This is a genomic window from Prevotella sp. (genome assembly GCF_051059605.1).
Lineage (GTDB): Bacteria > Bacteroidota > Bacteroidia > Bacteroidales > Bacteroidaceae > Prevotella.
Genome location: NZ_CP050883.1, coordinates 3,189,885 through 3,210,738 on the forward strand (window position 1 = coordinate 3,189,885; position 20,854 = coordinate 3,210,738).

Below are 20,854 nucleotides of genomic sequence, written 5' to 3' on the forward strand. Positions count from 1 at the left end.
AAATCGATTAATAACCAGGGTTCTGCTTTAAGTTCTCACTATTGGCATTCATGTCAGATGCTGGTATTGCGAAGATGTTGTAGTGAGCATCGAATGATTTACCATTCTCTTCTCCACCTTCCCATTGCCATTTGTATGCACTTTGACCACCATATTTGTTGAATCTGATAAGAGTTGTACGGCGCATGGCTTCGAAACCGAATTCACGACTCCATTCACTGCATAGCACGTCTAAGTCAGCTGAAGTTAAGGTCTTTGCATGTGCACGTGTACGAAGAGCGTTTAACTTTCCAACACCGTCTGGTGTACAGCTACCTCCATTGATTCTTGCGTCTGCTTCTGCATATATTAAATAAGCTTCTGCCATACGTAGCATAGGGAAGTCTGTATCAACAAACTGAGTATGATGAACTTGAGAACCATCTGAGTGAACATTCAGAAATTTTACGTATGCATAACCGCTTCCGAAAGAAGATTCATCTTCAATGGATGGTTTGCGTTTCCATGTATAGAACAATGCGCGATCATCTCCAGCCTTTTTAGCAACTCTTGGAGGTAAAGAATCCTGTGCCGCGTCATTATTAGGGAAGAACTGTTGGGTGAATTGCAAACGGCAACGGTTACCACCCCAGTTTTCTGTTGTTCCTGTAGAGAACTGTTTCAGCATATCACCATTTGTTGTTGAAGCAATAATGAACAAGCAACCGCCCCAAGTCTGTGTTGTGATACCATCATGGATTGCAGGAAGGATAATTTCATTCTGTGCTCCGTTTGTATCATTATCACCCATGAAGAGTTTCTGGTATGCAGTGTATCCATTACTATCGCTAGTAAGTAAGCTGAAGCTTTTGTCACCGAGAACCTTTTGAGCATAAGTCTTGGCATCATTCCAGTGCTCTGTACCTGTATAAACCTTTGCGTTTATGTAGATACGGGCTAACAGAAGATTTGCTGCAGCTTTTGACGCACGACCATAAGAAACAGGGGCGTCAGAAAGTACATCGGCATTATCATTCGCATTTTCACCAAGTACAGCTTTCAATTCACTTTCTACGAATGTGAATGCTTCAAGGCGTGTAGCCTGTTTTGGTTTTGGATTGTCCATCGTTGTTGCCATAGGAGGATTTCCATATAAGTCCATCATATAATAGTAATATAATGCTCTCATAAAGCGAACCTCAGCACGTTCAACATGTGTTGTTGCATCTGTACTAGACGAAGTTTGTGTTAGGAAGAAGTTAGAAACAGTAACACCGAACATTAAGCGATAATACAGGGCCTGCAACATAGGATGAGAGTCACCCCAAGTGTTGTGGTTGTATTCAGGAAGTCCTTGGTCACCCCATGTACACTCTGCCTCGTCAGTTGTAAGTTCATTTGCATTCCATATTTGACGAATCATGTTTGATGCACCTTCGTCAACATCCTGAATATCCTTGTTTCCATCAGGACCTGTCTGACCAGTAAGTACCATATTGGCATAAACCTTATTGAATATGGCATTTTGGTCGAATTTTGATACCTGCTGTGGATTTATATTTTCAACATCTAAGTCACCTGTACAAGAAGAGAATCCTGTAAGTGACAGAGCAATAGCTGCTGCAGGTAATATATTTTTAAATCTTAGTTTCATAATATATATGTCTTTAAATTACTTAGAAGTTAAGAGTAACACCAGCGATAGCCTGGAATGGACGTGGATATATATTGTTGTCTACACCGTTATCAACTTCAGGATCTATTCCATCGTACTTAGTTATTGTAAAGACGTTCTGAACGGTTGCATATGCACGACCAGAGATCTTAGCACCAAATAAAGTCTGGAAACTATAACCTAATGTGATATTGTCCATTTTCAAGAAACTAGCGTTTTGTACGAAGTAATCAGAGTAAACTTGGTTTGTTTCAGGAGTTGTGATACCAATGGCAACAGCGTCTGTAAGACGGTTTCCTAAATAAGCCAACTGATAAACAGAACCTTTACCAACATTCATTGAAGCTGCGAGATTATGATTGTATACATAATTTCCCAGACTAGCACGCATTGTGAAACCTAAATCCCAGTTCTTATATAGGAACTTGTTTCCGAATCCCATTGTAACGTCTGGAGTTGGCTTATAGTAATAATACTTATCTGCATCATTTATTACGCCATCATTATTGCGATCTACGAAAGTATTAGTAATAGGTTTTCCATTAGCGTCATAAACCTGTTGATAAACGTGGAATGCGTTTACAGAATGACCAACAGCGTTTGCTTCTATATTACCACCAACGCCTATAGATATACCACCATCTTTTGAATCTACATAGTAGTTACTTCCGCTGCCGGTAAGCAATTCATCAACCTTATTCTTGTTATATGTAACGTTGTAGTTCATCTCCCAAGAGAAATCTTTTGTGACAATAGGACGAACTGTTGTTGCGAATTCAAGGCCACTATTGTGTAATGAACCAACATTTGATGTCATCTTGTTACCAAAGTTACCACCAGCTGAAACGAATACCGAGTTAATCAAGTCTTTGGTTTTGCGATAATAATAATCAACACTGAATCCCAAACGATTATTGAGTAAACTCAAGTCAAGACCTGCATTCCATGTGGTTGTTTTTTCCCAAGTAAGATTTGGATTGTAAACGTCTGGACGATATGTTGTGCCGTCACCCAAAAGTGGGTAGTATGCGTGAGCTATGTTCGGAGTGTATGTTGCGATATAAGTGTAATCGCCGATTCCTTCTTGTTGACCTGTAATACCCCAACCTAAACGGAGCTTCAAGTCATTAATAGCCTTAACGTCGCGCAACCAAGCCTCGTCATTTATACGCCAAGCCACTGCTACTGATGGGAACAAACCCCAACGATTGTTCTTATTGAAACGAGAAGAACCATCATCACGTAGAGTGAAAGTCATCATATAGCGGTTAAGCAAGGTATAGTTCATACGTCCGAAGAAAGAAACAAGATAGTTTTCTGTCTTCATAAGAGTTATGTCACCATGCTCTGTGGATTTCTCATTGAACTTCTGACCTGCCAAATTGTTTGTGCTAGGATAAGTTCCCCAGTTTGCATAGTCTGTCTGGTTGTGGAAGTGCTGCCACTCATAACCGCCCATAATATCAAAGTGATGGTCTGGTGCGTCTTTTGTTCCATTACCAAGCCAGTCATGGCTATATTGTGCATACATGGAAAGTTGCAGATTATATGATTTCTGATTAGTCCAGCCATAGTAACCATAATAGTTATTTTCCTTAGAGAAAGGACTCCATGTTGTAGTCTGCTTACCGTTAGAAACATCCATACCTGCATTTACGTGTAGTTGTAAGTCCTCAAGACCTTGAACTTTGTAATTACCTTCAATGTTACCAATCAAAGTTCTAGAAATTGAATGGTCATCTTTTTGGTTTAGGGTAGCTACAGGGTTATTAGTACCATTACGGTTACTCGTTTGCCCCCAAGAGGCATCACCAAATTCAGCTTTTGTATACCACTGTGTATAACCACCGAAGTAATTATTGTAAATGCTGTTATCAGCTTTTACTGGTTTGGTTGGATCCATGTAAAGTGCAGCTCCGATAGCACCACCGTCAGCATACTTGTTTTTTGCTATCATTCCCTTTGCATTGATATTGAAAGTCAAATGATCATTTAGGAATGATGGTGCTAAATTGAAACTTGCGGTGTAACGTTCGAAGTTAGATGTCTTTACAATACCTTGACTGTTTGTGTAACCCATAGATACACGGTATGGCATATTTCCAGCGCCACCGCTCACGGTTACATTATGATCAGTAGACAATGCTGTGCGATAAATCTGGTCTTGCCAATTTGTGTTAGCAAAGTGTTGGTTTCCGTCGTTATCATACCATCCAAGAGCCTTGTAAGCATCACTGTTCTCACCATATAGATTCTTTATAAAATCTGTATATGTAGGACCGTCCATAACTTTAAGAGTCTTTTTCTTTGTTGAAACCGAAACGTTTCCAGAATAGCTTACTTGTGGTTTCTGTCCTTTCCGTCCCTTCTTGGTTGTAATAATGATGACACCATTAGATGCACGAGAACCATAGATTGCAGTTGCCGAAGCGTCTTTCAATACGGTGAAACTCTCAATATCATTTGGGTTAACCATAGACAAAGGGTTAGAAAGTCCCTTTACACCATAAGAATCCATTGCGAGGCCATCAATAACAATCAAAGGGTCGTTAGAAGCATTAAGAGATGAACCTCCGCGAACACGGATTGTTGCGCCACTACCAGGAACTCCTCCTTTAGAAGTGACATTTACACCGGCAATTTTGCCTTGCATCATATCTGTGGCATTAGTCTGTAGACCATGGTTCATTGCGTCTGGTTTAATAGCTGTTACCGAACCAGTAAGGTCATTTTTCTTAGCTGTACCGTAACCGATAACAACTACTTCATTCAAAGTTTTGTTATCGTCTTTAAGAGTAATTACTAGATTATCAGATGCAGTCACTTTCTTAGGTGACATTCCTACATAAGTAATAGTAATCTCTGTACCTTTAGGAACATTAATAGAGTAGTTACCATCGAAATCTGTTACACCTACGGCTTTGCCGTTTGCAGTAATAGTTGCACCGATGATAGGTTCTCCGGTAGCATCTTTTACCTGCCCCTTAACAGCTCCAGACTGTGCAAAGGCGGTTGCTGAAAGGAATAAACTAGCAGCGATAGCTAGATTCCTTAAAGGCAATTTGAATTTTACCTGCTTCATCATTTACTTTGATTTTTAAGTTAACGTTAATATATTATTTATTGTTTTTTTGTTTTTAGGCAATACCGTAAATATAACAAGTACATCAAGTTATTAGGTTGTCGTTTCATGGTGATATGGCATAGTTATGTCATGGCTCACGATGCAAAAGTAATTTTCTTAACGATACTTTGTACTTTTTTTGAGTTAAAAACGTTATTTATATTGTGCAAACGTTTGCGCAAACTTTTGCTAATTAAAGATAGTGTAAAAAAACAGCTTTTGAATGATTTGCATATCTTTGCATGATATACAGTTGCATTCGACAAAACCTTCAAACAAGTTTGATCATTCTGCTCCCTTTTGCAGTGTCTTTGCATAATGTTCGATAATAAATTGTTGCATCCCCCCTAAAGGAGTGCATCATAAAATTTAAGTTAGAACCATGAAAGAATCTACACCTATGACAATGAAGGATATAGCCAGAGAACTTGGTGTTTCCGTGGCTACAGTTTCCCGTGCTCTTAAAGATAGTCCGAGAATAAGTGAAAAGAGACGAGAATTGATAAAGAATTATGCTCGTGAGCATAATTTCTATCCCAACTTTATTGCCGAGACTTTGCGCAACAGTCGTGTAAAGCCTGTGAAAATTATAGGAGTAATAGTACCACAGTTTACACACTTTTATTTTTCTTCTGTTCTAAGTGGTATAGAGGAAGAGGCTTATGCACGAGGATATCGCATCATGGTTGCGCAAAGCAATGAAAAATATGAGCGAGAGGTTAATATATGTAAGTCATTCTTTGAAAACAAGGTGTGTGGTGTAATCGTTTCGCAAGCTAAAGATACAGCTAAGTATGACCATTTTCAGAGTCTGATAGATCATGGTGTCCCTTTGGTATTTTATGATAGAATATGTACGGGGGTAGATTGCAGTCGAGTTGTTGTTGATGATTATATGGGGGCTTACACAGCCGTGAATCATCTTATTGATACTGGTTGCAAGAGAATTGCATTCTATGGATTTTCAATGAGGCTCGAAATTACCAAGAATAGATATAATGGTTATCGTGACGCATTGCTCAACAACGGGTTACAGCTTGATTCACGCTTCGTGAAGTATTGTGATAATAGGGCTGATGCCGAAGCTATTACTCCCGATATATTGAGTCTTGAAGACCATCCTGATGCTTTCTTTGCTGTTAATGACGATACTGCCATTGGAGTTCTTTACACAGCCAAGCGTATGGGTTTTCATATTCCTGATGATATTAGTATATGTGGATTCACAAATGGACAGCGTGCAATAGCCTGTGATCCGATGCTAACCACTGTAGAACAGCGTGGTGTTGTTGTCGGTGAGGAGGCTGCCAATATATTAATAGGACAAGTTGAGGGCTTGATACCTTCTGATAAAGTAGAGAAGAGAATTGTGAGAACTAGCCTTATTATACGCGGAACAACAAGATAATGTAACTAATAAATAAAAACATCTCAGTTAGAGAATATAAGATTTAAACTATGAAACAAAAACCTAATATGGGAATCATGGGGCTTTGGAATTTAAGCTTTGGATTCTTTGGCGTACAGATTGCCTATGCTCTTCAGAGTGCTAATATTTCTAGAATCTTTGCCACTCTTGGTGCTGATCCTCATAACCTTAGCTATTTCTGGATACTCCCTCCGTTGATGGGCATCTTGGTTCAGCCTATTGTGGGAACTTTGAGTGATAAGACATGGTGTAGATTCGGTCGTCGCATACCTTACTTATTTATTGGTGCGACAGTTGCAGTATTGGTGATGTGTCTGTTACCTAATGCTGGCTCGCTTGGATTGTCAGTAGGTGCGGGAATGATTTTCGGACTTATCTCGTTGATGTTTCTTGATACTAATATCAATATGGCAATGCAGCCGTTCAAGATGCTTGTTGGTGATATGGTTAACGAGAAGCAGAAGGCTTTGGCTTATAGTTTACAGAGCTTTTTGTGCAATGCCGGTAGTGTTGTCGGTTTTGTGTTCCCTTTCTTTTTTACAGCTTTGGGTATAGCGAATACTGCTAGTCCTGGCGTTGTTCCAGATTCCGTTATCTGGTCTTTCTATTTAGGTGCAGCCATACTTATCCTTTGTGTAATTTACACCACGGTGAAAGTTAAGGAGTGGAATCCTAAGGAGTATGCTGAATATAATGAAGCTACCGAGGAAACATCTTCTCATGCCAGTGGTAACTGGATAACTCTCTTAACTAAAGCACCTGCTACATTTTGGAGAGTGGGATTAGTTCAGTTTTTCTGTTGGGCTGCTTTCATGTATATGTGGACTTATACTAATGGTGCTATTGCTGACACCTGTTGGAATGTAAATATGCTTGATCCTCATGCCACGTCTACTGAAGCTTATCAAATAGCAGGTAACTGGGTTGGCGTGTTATATGCTGTTCAGGCTTTAGGTAGTGTCGTCTGGGCGATGTTGCTACCTCAGTTTAAGAATCGCAAGTTGGGCTATTCCATAAGTCTTGTTCTTGGTGGTATCGGTTTTGCACTCATTCCTTTCATCCCTAATCCGTATGTGCAGTTTATTGCATTTATTCTTATAGGTTGTGCGTGGGCAGCCATGCTTGCCATGCCATTTACTTTTGTTACAAATGCTTTGCAGGGCTATGGTCACATGGGAGCATACCTTGGACTTTTCAACGGAACGATATGTGTACCTCAGATAATAGCTGCTCTTTTGGGTGGAACAATTCTCTCGCTCTTAGGTTCTAATCAGAGTAATATGATGATTTTTGCTGGAGCTTGTCTTGTTGTCGGAGCACTTTGTGTGTTTGCTATTAAGGATAAAGATTAATCATATTATAATTAGAATCTCCCAATCTATATTAAGATAGGGAGATTTCCTTTTACATGCGTGCAAACGATTGCACTATTAAATGGCGAATTTGTGCAAATCCATTAAACCGAGTTAGCTTTTAATTGTTATCTTTACAAAAAAAATACTACACACCGTATGAAAATAAGTTTTAATATAGACTATGAGACTGTCTTTGGTGAAGAAATTTTGCTGAATGTTGTCGAAAGAGTCAAAAATGTGAAAGATAAACTTTCTCAATTCAGAATGAACAATGTTCATGGTAAGCATTGGTGGTACGACCTAAATAAGTCTACTTCCTCAATAAATTCAGTCATCGACTATTTCTATAGTGTTGATTGTGATGGAAATGAAAAGCGTCATGAATGGCTCACACAACCTCATCGTCTTGAGATAAGTGCTGATAACGGTAAGTGTTATAAGGTTTTCGATCGTTGGATTGATATCCCAGAGGATTCTTATTTATACAGTTCAGCCTTTACGGAGTGTGTAAATAAGCGTGAACTTTCAACTCCTTTACCTTCTAATTTTTCAAGAACTCTTCGTCTTATCGTTAGAGCTCCGCAATTACGTGACAATAAAAGTCTTGCGATTGTCGGAAAGGATGCTTCTCTCGGTGCTTGGGATGTATTCAAGGCAATTCCAATGTGCGAGCATAATTATAATGAATGGGTTGTAGATATAGATGCTTCGACATTGAAGTATAATAAACTAGAATTTAAATTTGCTGCCATTGATAACGATGATAATCAGAATACACTTTGGGAAACAGGATTAAATCGTGAAATAAACTTGGTTGATATTGTTGATGGTGATGTTGCTGTTTATTATCTTGATCAAGCTTTCTTTGAGATTTCTGATCTTAAGTTAGCTGGTACCTTAGTTCCAGTATTCTCGTTGCGTTCTGATGCCAGTTTCGGTATAGGTGATTTCGGTGATTTGAAAAAAGCAATCGACTGGATAGCAGCTACAAATCAACGTGTGCTTCAGGTCCTACCTATTAACGATACTACGATCACTCATACTTGGACTGACTCATATCCATATAGTTGTATTAGTATCTTTGCTCTTCATCCGCAATATGCCGACCTCACTTTGCTCCCTAAAATAAAGGATGCGAAAAAGTCTTCTGAATTTGAATCTTTACGTATTCAACTCAATTCACTTACACAGATAGATTATGAGAAGGTAAACTATGCCAAGCTAAAGTATCTTCAGGAGATATATCTTCAAGAAGGCAAACATATATTCAATAGTGCTGAATTCAAGAAATTCTTTGCCGAAGCCGAATCATGGCTTGTCCCTTATGCACAGTATTGCTGTCTGAGAGATAAATATGCTACAGCAGACTTCTCTAAGTGGAACGGTCATTCTGCGTGGAATGAGAATGATCGCAAGGTTCTGTCTACTCCTGGAAGTAAGGAATATAAAGAGGCTGAATTCTTCTATTTCGTTCAATACATCCTTAACTCTCAGATGGAGGCTGTTCACGAATATGCACGTTCTAAGGGTGTAATCCTCAAGGGGGATATTCCTATCGGTGTAAACCGTAATGGATGTGATGTTTGGATGGAACCTAAATACTTCAATCTTAATGGACAGGCTGGTGCTCCTCCTGATGATTTCTCAGTAAACGGTCAGAATTGGGGATTCCCAACATATAATTGGGATGAGATGATTAAGGACGATTGTGCATGGTGGGTACATAGATTCCAAAACATGAATAAGTTCTTTGATGCCTATCGTATTGACCATGTGCTTGGTTTCTTCCGTATATGGGAAATTCCTGTAGATGCTGTTCATGGACTACTCGGTCAGTTCTCTCCAGCTTTGGGCTTGACTCGCGAGGAAATTGAGGCTTATGGACTGCATTTTAATGAGGAACATTTTACGAAACCATTTATCAGTGATTGGATTCTTGATCGTGTATTCAAGGAACATGCTGGTGAGGTAAAGGATAAATACCTTAACTATTCTCATGATGATATTTGGGTAATGAAACCTGAATATGATACTCAGCGTAAAGTTGAGGCTGCTTTTGAAGGTAAAACTTTTGATATAGATACATGGGTTAGAGATGGACTTTATTCATTGATAAGCAATGTGTTGTTTGTCCGTGATCACAAGGATTATAATAAATTCCATCCAAGAATCAGTGCTCAGTTTGATTTCACTTATGAGGCACTATATGATGGCGATAAGGAGATTTTCAACCGTATATATAATGATTACTTTTATCGCCGTAACAATCAGTTTTGGTATCGTGAGGCAATAAAGAAACTTCCTAAACTCGTTCAGGCAACACGTATGCTTGTGTGCGCTGAGGATTTAGGTATGGTTCCAGACTGTGTACCTTGGGTGATGAGCGAATTGAAAATATTGAGTCTCGAACTACAAAGTATGCCTAAGGATTCTCATGTAAGGTTCGGACATCTTAGTCGTAACCCTTACCGCTCTGTTTGCACAATTTCTAGTCACGACATGCCGACGCTTCGCCAGTGGTGGGATGAGGATTTTGAGCGCACTCAGGCTTATTATAATTCGATGCTCTATCGTGGTGGTGCGGCTCCGCATCCACTTCCAGGTTGGTTGGCTCGCGACATTATAAGCCGTCACCTCACTTCACCTAGTATGCTTTGCATCTTGTCTATTCAGGACTGGCTGTCAATTGACGAGAAACTTCGTCTTGCAGACCAGAATGCTGAGCGCATAAATATTCCAGCTAACCCAAAACATTATTGGCGTTATCGCATGCATGTGAAAATAGAAGACTTAATAAATAATATAGATTTCAAGGAAAATATTACAGAACTAATAAATCAATCAGGAAGAAAATAAACAATTATTGCATCTCTATACCATTTGTTTGGAAAGGAGATGCTTAATAAATTTACCTTTAAAATGAAAAAAATACAACTATTCTTTATCGCTTTGATGTTGCCGATGTTAGCTGTCGCACAGACAATAAAGTCTCCCGACGGCAAAGTGAGCTTAACGTTTTCACTTACCGGCAATGGTGTGCCTACATATTCTATGACATACAAGAACAAAGCTGTAATCAAACCAAGTCACTTAGGACTTGAACTAGCTAAAAACAAGCATGCCTCTAAAGGCTTTAAGGAGACAGACCTAATGGATGGCTTTACAGTTGCCGACACAAAAACTTCAACATTCGACGAGACTTGGAAACCTGTATGGGGTGAAACTTCAACCATTCGTAATAATTATAATGAGATGGCTGTAACTCTTAATCAGGAATCAAGCAACCGTAATATCATAATCCGCTTCCGTGTTTATGATTATGGTATGGGACTTCGTTATGAGTTCCCACAACAGAAAGACTTGAACTATTTTATAATTAAGGACGAACATACCCAGTTTGCTATGACTGGGGATCATAAGGCTTGGTGGTTACCAGGAGACTATGATACACAGGAATATGAGACGGTTACTTCTAAACTTTCTCAAATTCGAGGACTAATGAAGTCTGCTGTTACAGAGAACTCTTCTCAGACTACATTCTCTCTAACTGGAGTTCAGACTGCGTTACAGATGAAGACCGATGACGGACTCTATATCAATATACACGAGGCTGAATGTGTTGACTATTCTACAATGAGCCTGAACCTAGACGACAAAAATATGGTATTCGAGTCTTGGCTCACTCCTGATGCCGAAGGTATGAAGGGATATATGCAGACTCCTTGTAAATCTCCTTGGAGAACAGTTATGGTGAGCGATGATGCTCGTGATATGCTTTCTTGCAAACTCACACTTAATCTTAACGAACCATGCGCTCTTTCTGATGTTTCTTGGATTCATCCAGTAAAGTATTGCGGTGTATGGTGGGAGATGATTGTAGGTCGAAATTCATGGAGTTATACTAATGATTTGCCTTCTGTACGTCTTGGAGTAACAGATTATTCTAAATGTAAACCAAATGGAACTCACGGAGCTAATAATGCCGAAGTTAAGAAATATATTGATTTCGCAGCAAAGAATGGACTTAATGAGGTCCTAGTTGAAGGTTGGAACGAAGGTTGGGAAGACTGGGCTGGAAACTCTAAGTTTGATGTTTTCGACTTTGTCACTCCTTATCCTGATTTCGATATCAAGATGCTTAATGACTACGCTCATTCAAAGGGCGTGAAACTACTTATGCACCACGAAACTTCTTCATCGGCTATCAATTATGAACGTCACATGGAAGATGCTTTCAATTTGATGAATAAATATGAATACGACGCAGTGAAGACTGGTTACGTAGGAGATATTATCCCACGTGGTGAACACCATTACGGACAGTTCATGAACAATCATTATCTTTATAATGTAAAGATGGCTGCAAAGCATCATATCATGGTTAATGCCCACGAGGCCACACGTCCTACCGGACTTTGCCGCACATATCCTAACCTTGTTGGTAACGAGAGTGCAAGAGGTACAGAGTACGAAGCTTTTGGTGGAAGCAATCCTGATCATACTGTTGTATTACCGTTTACTCGTTTGCAGGGTGGTCCAATGGATTATACACCTGGCATCTTCGAAACTCAGTTGAAAACTTGGTCAAAGAATACTTCTTATGTGCATACCACATTGTGCGGTCAGCTAGCTCTATATCTAGTAATGTACAGTCCGTTGCAGATGGCTGCCGATCTTCCTGAACATTATGAGAAGTATGATGATGCTTTCCAGTTTATACGTGATGTAGCGGCAGACTGGTCTGATAGCAAGTATCTTGAGGCTGAACCTGGTGATTACATTACAGTAGCGCGTAAGGCTAAGGGAACAGATAATTGGTTTATTGGTGGCAAGTGTGACGAGAATGGTCATAAGAGTACCATTAAGCTTGATTTCCTAGAAAAGGGAAAGAAGTATGCTTGCACTTTATATGCTGATGCAAAGAATGCCGACTATGAGAAGAATCCAAAGGCTTATGTCATCACAAAGAAAACAGTTAAGAAAGGTGACGTGCTGAAGATTGATGAGGTACGTGGCGGTGGATTTGCAGTTAGCGTTATTAAGCTCTAATGTTTATATTATGAATATAAAATCCTTATATATGACAGCATTGTCAGCTTTGCTATTTCAGTTTGCTCAAGCACAGGATGTCTTTAATGAGATGTCTTACAGTCCTGAGCAGACTGTTTTTAGTCTGAACTCACCTAGTAAGGGTGTTGTTCGCATATACGACAGTGGTATTTCAGGCAAGTTGCTCAAGACCATAAGGATGAAGAGCGACGGCGCTGATAAGTGGAAAGCAATTGTTAAAGGTAATCTCAAGGGAAAGTTCTATACGTTTGATATAGGAAAAGGAGAGACTCCTGGTGTTTTTGCAAAGGCTGTTGGGGTTAATGGCAGACGTGGAGCAATCCTCAACATGCTTGATACTAATCCTGATAACTGGAATGCCGATGTGCGACCGTTGATAAAGTCGCCCGCTGACTTGGTTATTTATGAAATGCATTGGCGTGATTATTCTGTTGATGCGTCTTCTGGGATAATCAATAAGGGTAAGTTTCTTTCTTTAACCGAACCGAAAGCGATTGAACATCTTAAGCAATTGGGTATTAATGCAGTCCATATTTTGCCTTCTTTCGATTATGCATCTGTTGACGAAACACACCTTGACAGCGCACAATATAACTGGGGATATGATCCTGTAAACTATAATGTGCCCGATGGTGGATATTCCACAGATCCTTATTCTCCGGTAAAGCGTATCTATGAGTTTAAGTGCATGGTGCAGGCTTTGCATAACGCAGGGATAAGAGTTATTCTTGATGTTGTGTACAATCACACGTTCGATCTCAAAAACAGCAATTTCGAGAAGACATATCCTGGATATTACTATCGCTATAATGCTGACGGAACACCGTCTAACGGTTCCGGATGTGGAAATGAGACGGCTTCAGAAAAGCATCTCATGCGCAGTTTCATGCTTGAGAGTATGAAATATTGGATTAATGAATATCATATTGATGGTTTCCGTTTCGATCTCATGGGGGTACATGACATTGAAACGATGAACGAGATACGTAAAGAGGTAAATAGCATAGATCCTACAATATTTATATATGGTGAGGGATGGAGTGCTGGCAGTTGTGCATATCCTGTGGAGAAGCTTGCAGTAAAGGCTAACACATTAGATATGCCGGGAATAGCTGCTTTCAGTGATGATATGCGCGATGCTCTTCGTGGTCCTTTTAACGACGATCATAAAGGTGCGTTTCTTGCGGGCAATGCTGGCGAGGAAGAAAGTCTGAAGTTTGGTCTAGTTGGTGGTATTATGCATCCTGAGATAGATATGCAGAAGGTAAACTATGACAAGAAACCTTGGGCTTTGCAGCCAACCCAGCAGATTAGCTATGTGAGTTGCCACGATGATATGTGTCTTGTTGACCGTATAAAGAGTTCTGTGCCGAATGCTGATACAGATCAGATTATTCGTCTTGATGAGTTAGCTCAGACGGCGGTGTTCCTTTCTCAGGGTGTCCCGTTCATGCTCAGTGGCGAAGAGATGTTGCGCGACAAGAAAGGAGTGCACAACTCATTCAGTTCATCAGACAGTATAAACAGTCTAGACTGGAACAATATGAAGAAATATCCACAAGTGTTTGAATATTACAAGAACCTAATACAACTAAGGAAGAATCATCCTGCTTTTCGTCTCGGTGATGCTGATTTGGTGAGAGCCAAACTTCATTTCCTTCCTGTTCAGCCATGTATGGTAGGTTTTATTCTAAAGGACAATGCTGGTGGTGATAAATGGAAAAACATCATCGTACTGCTCAATGGTAACAATTCTCCCTGTGACGTAGAGGTCCCTCTGGGCGAGTATACCGTTGTCGGTTGCGACGGAGTGATTAATGAAAATGGATTAGGACAGCTTGCTGGCGGTAAAGTTACCGTAGATGCACAGTCTGCCTTGATAATGTATAATAAATAAATACCAATGAAGCAATTTATATTTAGTATCAGTTTATTATTGTCTGCAATGACAATGAATGGTGCAGTAAAGGTTAGTAAGGTCGAACCTGCTAACTGGTTTGTCGGGATGAAGAATCCTTCCCTTCAGTTAATGGTTTATGGTAAGGATATTAAAAATGCTGATGTAAAGGTTGACTACAATGGCGTAAAGTTAGACAGTGTGGTGCGACTTGATTCACCAAACTATCTCTTAGTTTATCTTAATGTTGGTGGGGCAAAGGCTGGTGAAATGCCTTTGAAATTTATCACAGGCAAGTCTTCTGTCACCATTAAGTATCAGTTGAAGAATCGTGCTATGGAAGGTGATAAGCGTTATGGCTTCTCTAATTCCGATGTACTTTATATGCTCATGCCAGACCGTTTTGCTTCTGGTAAGAATATCAATAAGCCATTGAAGGGCATGAATAAATATGTTGTAGACAGAGCTATGCCTAGTCTTCACCATGGAGGAGATATAGCAGGAATACGCCAGCATTTAGATTATTTCAATCAACTTGGTGTTACGGCGTTGTGGTTTACTCCAGTATTGGAAAATAATTCTCCTGATAATAATGGTTTCAGCACTTATCACGGTTATGCCACAACTGATTATTATCGTGTAGATCCACGATTTGGAACAAACGACGAGTACAAAACTCTTATTGATGATGCCCATAAGCATGGTTTGAAAGTCGTAATGGATATGATTTTCAATCACTGTGGATTTGAGCATCCTTGGATAGCCGATGTTCCTTCTGCAGATTGGTTCAATACCCCGGATTGGTTAAAAGAAAAAAAACTTGATGGTCGAAATCCTATGACAGGTTTCGGTGCAAAGGATGGTAAGTCAAAATATTTTCAGACAAGCTATAAGCTAACTCCGGTACTAGATCCTTATGCAAGCAAATATGATTTACATGAAACTGTTGACGGTTGGTTTGTTCCAAGTATGCCAGACCTCAATCAGCACAATCCACATGTCATCAAATATCTTATTCAAAACAGCGAATGGTGGATAGAGACTGTTGGTATCGACGGAATCCGCATGGATACATATCCTTATGCCGACAGAAAAGCTATGTCTTTGTGGATGAAGACTATTGATAATGAATATCCAAACTTCAACTCTGTTGGTGAAACTTGGGTGACTGAACCAGCTTATACAGCTGCATGGCAGAAAGATTCAAAGTTGTCAGATGTCAACAGTTATCTCAAGACAGTTATGGACTTCAGTTTCTACGACAAGATGAATAAGGCAAAAAATGAAGAGACTGATGATTGGTGGAATGGACTTAACCGAATTTATAATAGTTTCTGTTATGATTATCTCTATGAGAATCCTTCAAATGTAATGGCATTTATCGAAAACCACGATACTGATCGCTTCCTTGGTAATGGTAAAGACACGCTTGCTCTTAAACAGGCGTTATCTATATTGCTCACAGTTAACCGTACTCCTCAACTATATTATGGAACAGAGGTGCTAATGAACGGTACAAAGGAAAATACTGATGGTAACGTGAGAAAGGATTTCCCTGGAGGTTTTGCCGGAGATTCTCATAATGCCTTTATAGCAGAGGGTAGGAGTGAGGATGAAAATGCAATGTTTAATTGGGTTAGTAAACTGCTACATTGGCGTCAGAATAATGATGTGATCACTAAGGGTAAGCAGATACAATTTGTTCCTTTCAAGGGTGTTTATGTCATAGCACGTCAGTATGGCGATAAGACAGTTCTTACAATTCTTAATGGCACAAAGAATGAGGCTTTATTGCCTGTATCTCGTTATGCTGAAGTTATTGGCAGTAACAGTTCTGCAAAGGATGTCGTGACTGGAAATAGCGTTGATATATCAAAAGATATAAAATTACAGCCTCGCCAGTCTATGATTATTGAATTTTAGTTTAGCAGTGGCATTTATACAATAAAGTCTTAACTCCTTGATATTATTATTTAGGAGTTAAGACTTTTTCTTTAATATCCTTTTGATATATTTCTTTAGATGATTACAATTCGTACTAAGAACCTAAACCTCCTACAAAAATCTTTTAAACAGATTATGAATTACTATACTATTGAGTGATCAAATCAAATTCAGCATAACCGATATTATCGTTATTCTCAATATTCTTTACAGCTTGAAACTTAACATAACGTGCATTGATTGCCGCAAATGTTTTGGTTTGTCTAAGTGGGTTGTTCTTGATATTCGAGAACTCTCCTTGGCTTATCAATTTCCAATTAATATTATCAGTTGAAACATAAAAACGATAGGCATTGATTATTCCGGGGTCCCATAGGGTTGGGTCTGGAAGATATCTGAAACCACTTATATTTTGGTTAGCTCCTAAATCTATTACTATATCGGCTGGAAGGTTTGTGCCCTTGGGCTGATGCCATGATGATGAAGGATCGCCGTCTAGTATATTTATAGCTTTGGCATCGGTAGTACTTATTATCTTCCAATCGGTGCGTGGCAAATCAAACTTTTCGGTAGATACGGGGCTGCTCTTACCTGATTTAACATCGTAAGCTATGGCCTTGATCTCTATCTTGCCTGATGTATTGAACGGCATAGTATACTTATGTGATTTTACGGTTGGTAATGTGCCGTCTGTGGTATAATAGATACCCGATTCCTTATCAGCGGGAATGATTATAACTTTTCCGTCTTTGGCTCGGATTATTGACGGCTGAGTAAGAATCTGAGGTGCATCATATATTCCTATGTTAGAGATGGCAGGACAACTCTTTGAGTCGGTTATTGTGATACGTACTTTTGATGCCTTTACAGACGGGAAACATAGTATTCTCTTATATCCTATTGTTGTGGCATCGGCTATTTTATGCCATCGCCCTTGTGTGAAAGCGTCTATGGTGAACGACTTTACACGCTGACCAAGGCGGATGCACTCCTGAATCATAAAACGATTGAAGGTTGTGGGCATGCCTAAGTCTACAGTGAGTGATGCTCTAGTTACACTATCGTCTGTTGCCCAGTATGTATCTTTATTATTATCGATAACATTAGTTGCAGCAAACTTTTTGCTATTGGCGCGTGTGTTTGAGGCTGTAGCTTTCTTGCCGATAGCAAGATTATATCTGAAGGTTTCGCTGACAGCCTGGGCAAACTCTTTGCCGGCTTTGGCATCGCTTGGATGTATAAGACCTTGTGTATCGATTGGAAAATTGAGCAGCAACGTACCATTACGACCTACTGAAGTATAGTAGATATCCATAAGTTGGGATAATGATTTTACCTTGGTGTCTTCGCTTGGATGGTAGAACCATTCAGGACGGATAGAGGTGTTAACCTCCGCCGGTACCCATGAGTCTCCATTCTCCACACCATAGTGCAACATCGCATAAGGTGTATCGCCTTTAGCATTCATCGTGCTCCAGTTGGTTTCACCTGCATTACCAGCTTCTGTACCTACCCAACGTACATCTGCACGGTCGCCTCCATCATTCCATATAATTATATTAGGTTGCAAACTCCTTATCAACTTATATGTATTCTGCCAATCATAATATGTCTTTGGATCTATCTTACGTTCTTCCCGAGCACCTCCATAATATCCGGTACCTCCATTGGCACCATCAAACCATATCTCGAATATATCGCCATAGTTGGTAAGAAGTTCTGTAAGCTGATTTCTGAAATATTTAATATACTCAGGTTTACCGTAATCAGGGCTATTTCTGTCCCACGGAGAAAGATATATGCCTAATTTAAGGCCATACTCCTTGCAGGCATCTGACAATTCTCGTACAATATCACCCTTGCCGTTTTTCCAGGGACAGTTTTTAATAGAATAATTAGTATACTTTGATGGCCACAGACAGAAGCCGCTATGATGTTTGGCGGTAATGATGATGCCTTTCATACCCGATTCTTTGCATACTCTGGCCCATTGACGGCAATCTAATTTGGTAGGATTGAATATACGAGGATCTTCATCACCATTGCCCCACCACTGATCTGTATATGTGTTTACTGAAAAATGTACAAAGGCATATCGCTCCATCTCCTGCCATTTCAATTGATTACCACTCGGAGTTGGTCCATAAGGTTCGGGTGCTGTCTGTGCCGAAGCAAATACAAACATAAATACCGAAAATAATAACACAAGTGTTCGTTTCATATTAATTTATTGTTTTATATTCAGAAGGTGATATATTAAACATTTACCTTATAATATTTATCAAGAACTGTTATAACATTACTATCCGTTTTTATACACATGTTTTCACATATGTCGTCTTATTCTAATTCTATAAATTCAGGTTCAAATGGTTCCAACTGTATAGCATTGTCATAATGTCGACCAGACAAAAGACCTTTGGCTTTAGTGGGTATCATTATTAGCTTCTTTTCATTGCTAGTATTCAGATATAGAATATGCTTATTATCAATATAGCGAGCCATCACTCCTTTTGCTACTTCAGGCCCTTTCTTTATAGAAAGTTCTTTAATCAAATCATCAAATAAAAAATCTAATATGCCTTTATTAGCAGGAAGCCCTACATAATATGCCTGACCTTTTCCATATTTATTGCAAGTTACTATAGGATAATCTTTGTCAAGACTGGTTAGATTTGCCAATACGTTTGCACCTTTAGTATATATCACATCAAATCTTGATGATTCTGTGTCTAGAAATTGCCCTTTATAACTTATTTCGAGTTTCTTTCCTGTATATGATTTACGTGAAAGTTCATTCAAGGCTTCGGTTTCTTCGTAATTCGCTACTCTTATGCCAAAAACATCACTTAACCTTCCTGGACGTGTTGACGAAAATACTTTACCTGTTTCATCTACTATCGCCGAATTGCTTGTCATTACTACAGTTCCTCCATCACTTACATATTTCCTGATTTTATCTGCTGTAACCGAATCCATAACAGCTAATCCGGGAACAAACAAAAGTTTATAATTAAGATGGCTCTTGCTGATATCCACAATACGTGAGTCTAAATTTCTATAATAACATAAGTTAAAACATGACTGCAACTGACTTTGGTGCTGTTCAGGAAAAGAAGCACTCGCTATCTGACTAGGGAAGGAAAAAGCCATGCCTACCTCGGGTTTCAGCTTATACGGGAAGAACTTCGAGATCTTCTTAAACTCTGATGCTATTTGTTTATATTCGTCATACTTGCGATTTGGAATACCATCCCAGTCAAGCATCCCTTCAAGATATTGTTCTTCTCCACCATGCATACTCTGCCATGTCCAACCACAAATCATCTGATTTCCGTACATCAATGTTGCATAAGCCGATTTACGTATTGAGCCGGGAACCGCAGTCATAGTAGTAAATTCAGAACACCAGAAAGGATTCTTACTCTCAAACTGAATGCGTGATATACCAAATAAAGCATCCATTAACCCCCAATTAGAAGTAAGCGAAGCCCCCGGATAAAAGCCACAACCCTCACGCGTCATCTTGCCGGAATAGGCAATGTCAGCATAGTTAATATATTTCAAGGGACTATAATACCATGCATTTGTATTTAGCAATGCTTTTGGTGCATTTCTGTTAACGACTTCAATTACTTTAAATAACATTCCGTTAACTTCATCAGATATGAATCTTCTGAAGTCTAGGATCCTTTCGGGAGCTCCAATTATTGAACCGGAAATAGGCAGTCCTATTTCTTCAAAGTTACCAATTCGCCGTGACCACCTTTGTCCAGCCCATGCGGCATTAAGTTTGTCTACTGATATATATTTGTTTTGCAGCCACGAGATAAACCGTTGCCTTACAGTCTCTGAATATGAGATAGGTCCATCTCCAGATTCATTATCAATTCCGAATGCTAATAATGCCGGATGATTAGCATATCTTCTTGATATTTCATTAGCGAAACGAAGTGCGTATTTTTGATACATTGGATCACCGACATCTTCCATATATCGATGATTAGGATACATACGGTATCCATTAGCATCTACTACATCTATGCTAGGATACTTATGATGTAGCCATATTGGCGCAGGACGAATTGCGATATCTAATATAACCTTTATCCCGGCTTTATTCATCATATCCATAACACTATCAAACCAACCAAAATCAAAGTTTCCTTCTGTAGGTTCGTAACTGTCCCATGCAAGATGCCCCATACGTACAACCTTAAAATTGGCATCCTTCATCAAGGATATATCTTTTTTTATCTTTTCTAAGTTTTTATCATCATGTGGATGGTAGTTTGTTCCAACATACAAATTCTGTGCACTAATTCTTGTGCAGAAAATAAAAGCAATTATAAATACTATTATCTTATTATTCATAAACATA

The 20,854-nt window shown here is 39.3% G+C and carries 10 protein-coding genes; 6 read left to right on the top strand and 4 right to left on the bottom strand.

What is annotated here, in order from left to right:
• Nucleotides 1–7: 7 nt before the first annotated feature.
• Together HEQ28_RS12370 and HEQ28_RS12375 are read right to left on the bottom strand one after the other, a co-directional pair.
• Nucleotides 8–1,633 (bottom strand): RagB/SusD family nutrient uptake outer membrane protein, encoded by a 1,626-nt coding sequence (locus HEQ28_RS12370; RefSeq protein ID WP_434502874.1) that lies wholly within the window; start codon nucleotides 1,631–1,633, stop codon nucleotides 8–10.
• 22 nt (nucleotides 1,634–1,655) lie between these two features.
• Nucleotides 1,656–4,736 (bottom strand): SusC/RagA family TonB-linked outer membrane protein, encoded by a 3,081-nt coding sequence (locus HEQ28_RS12375; RefSeq protein ID WP_434504464.1) that lies wholly within the window; start codon nucleotides 4,734–4,736, stop codon nucleotides 1,656–1,658.
• Nucleotides 4,737–5,160: 424 nt separating this feature from the next.
• Here HEQ28_RS12375 and HEQ28_RS12380 point away from each other — a divergent pair, with 424 nt between their 5' ends.
• From HEQ28_RS12380 to HEQ28_RS12405, 6 genes are all read left to right on the top strand, one after another.
• Nucleotides 5,161–6,186, top strand: coding sequence for a LacI family DNA-binding transcriptional regulator (locus HEQ28_RS12380; RefSeq protein WP_434502876.1), 1,026 nt, complete (start codon nucleotides 5,161–5,163; stop codon nucleotides 6,184–6,186).
• Nucleotides 6,187–6,236: 50 nt separating this feature from the next.
• Complete coding sequence (locus HEQ28_RS12385; RefSeq protein ID WP_434502878.1) at nucleotides 6,237–7,559, top strand: MFS transporter; 1,323 nt, start codon at nucleotides 6,237–6,239, stop codon at nucleotides 7,557–7,559.
• A gap of 159 nt (nucleotides 7,560–7,718) precedes the next feature.
• Nucleotides 7,719–10,418 carry a 4-alpha-glucanotransferase gene (locus tag HEQ28_RS12390; RefSeq protein WP_434502880.1) on the top strand — a complete coding sequence of 900 codons (2,700 nt, stop codon included), beginning with the start codon at nucleotides 7,719–7,721 and terminating at the stop codon, nucleotides 10,416–10,418.
• 63 nt (nucleotides 10,419–10,481) lie between these two features.
• Nucleotides 10,482–12,611, top strand: coding sequence for a glycoside hydrolase family 97 protein (locus HEQ28_RS12395; protein WP_434502881.1), 2,130 nt, complete (start codon nucleotides 10,482–10,484; stop codon nucleotides 12,609–12,611).
• Nucleotides 12,612–12,621: 10 nt separating this feature from the next.
• Nucleotides 12,622–14,529, top strand: coding sequence for a type I pullulanase (pulA, locus tag HEQ28_RS12400; protein WP_434502883.1), 1,908 nt, complete (start codon nucleotides 12,622–12,624; stop codon nucleotides 14,527–14,529).
• 6 nt (nucleotides 14,530–14,535) lie between these two features.
• Entirely contained in the window at nucleotides 14,536–16,452 is a 1,917-nt protein-coding gene (locus HEQ28_RS12405; protein WP_434502885.1) for a glycoside hydrolase family 13 protein, read from the top strand.
• A 169-nt stretch (nucleotides 16,453–16,621) separates the two neighbouring features.
• Here HEQ28_RS12405 and HEQ28_RS12410 read toward each other — a convergent pair whose 3' ends face one another.
• Together HEQ28_RS12410 and HEQ28_RS12415 are read right to left on the bottom strand one after the other, a co-directional pair.
• Nucleotides 16,622–18,694 (bottom strand): alpha-L-fucosidase, encoded by a 2,073-nt coding sequence (locus HEQ28_RS12410; RefSeq protein ID WP_434502887.1) that lies wholly within the window; start codon nucleotides 18,692–18,694, stop codon nucleotides 16,622–16,624.
• Between the two features lie 119 nt (nucleotides 18,695–18,813).
• The gene (locus HEQ28_RS12415; RefSeq protein ID WP_434502888.1) at nucleotides 18,814–20,847 is read right to left on the bottom strand and encodes a beta-galactosidase; all 2,034 of its coding nucleotides are present in this window, start codon (nucleotides 20,845–20,847) and stop codon (nucleotides 18,814–18,816) included.
• Between the last annotated feature and the right edge of the window lie 7 nt (nucleotides 20,848–20,854).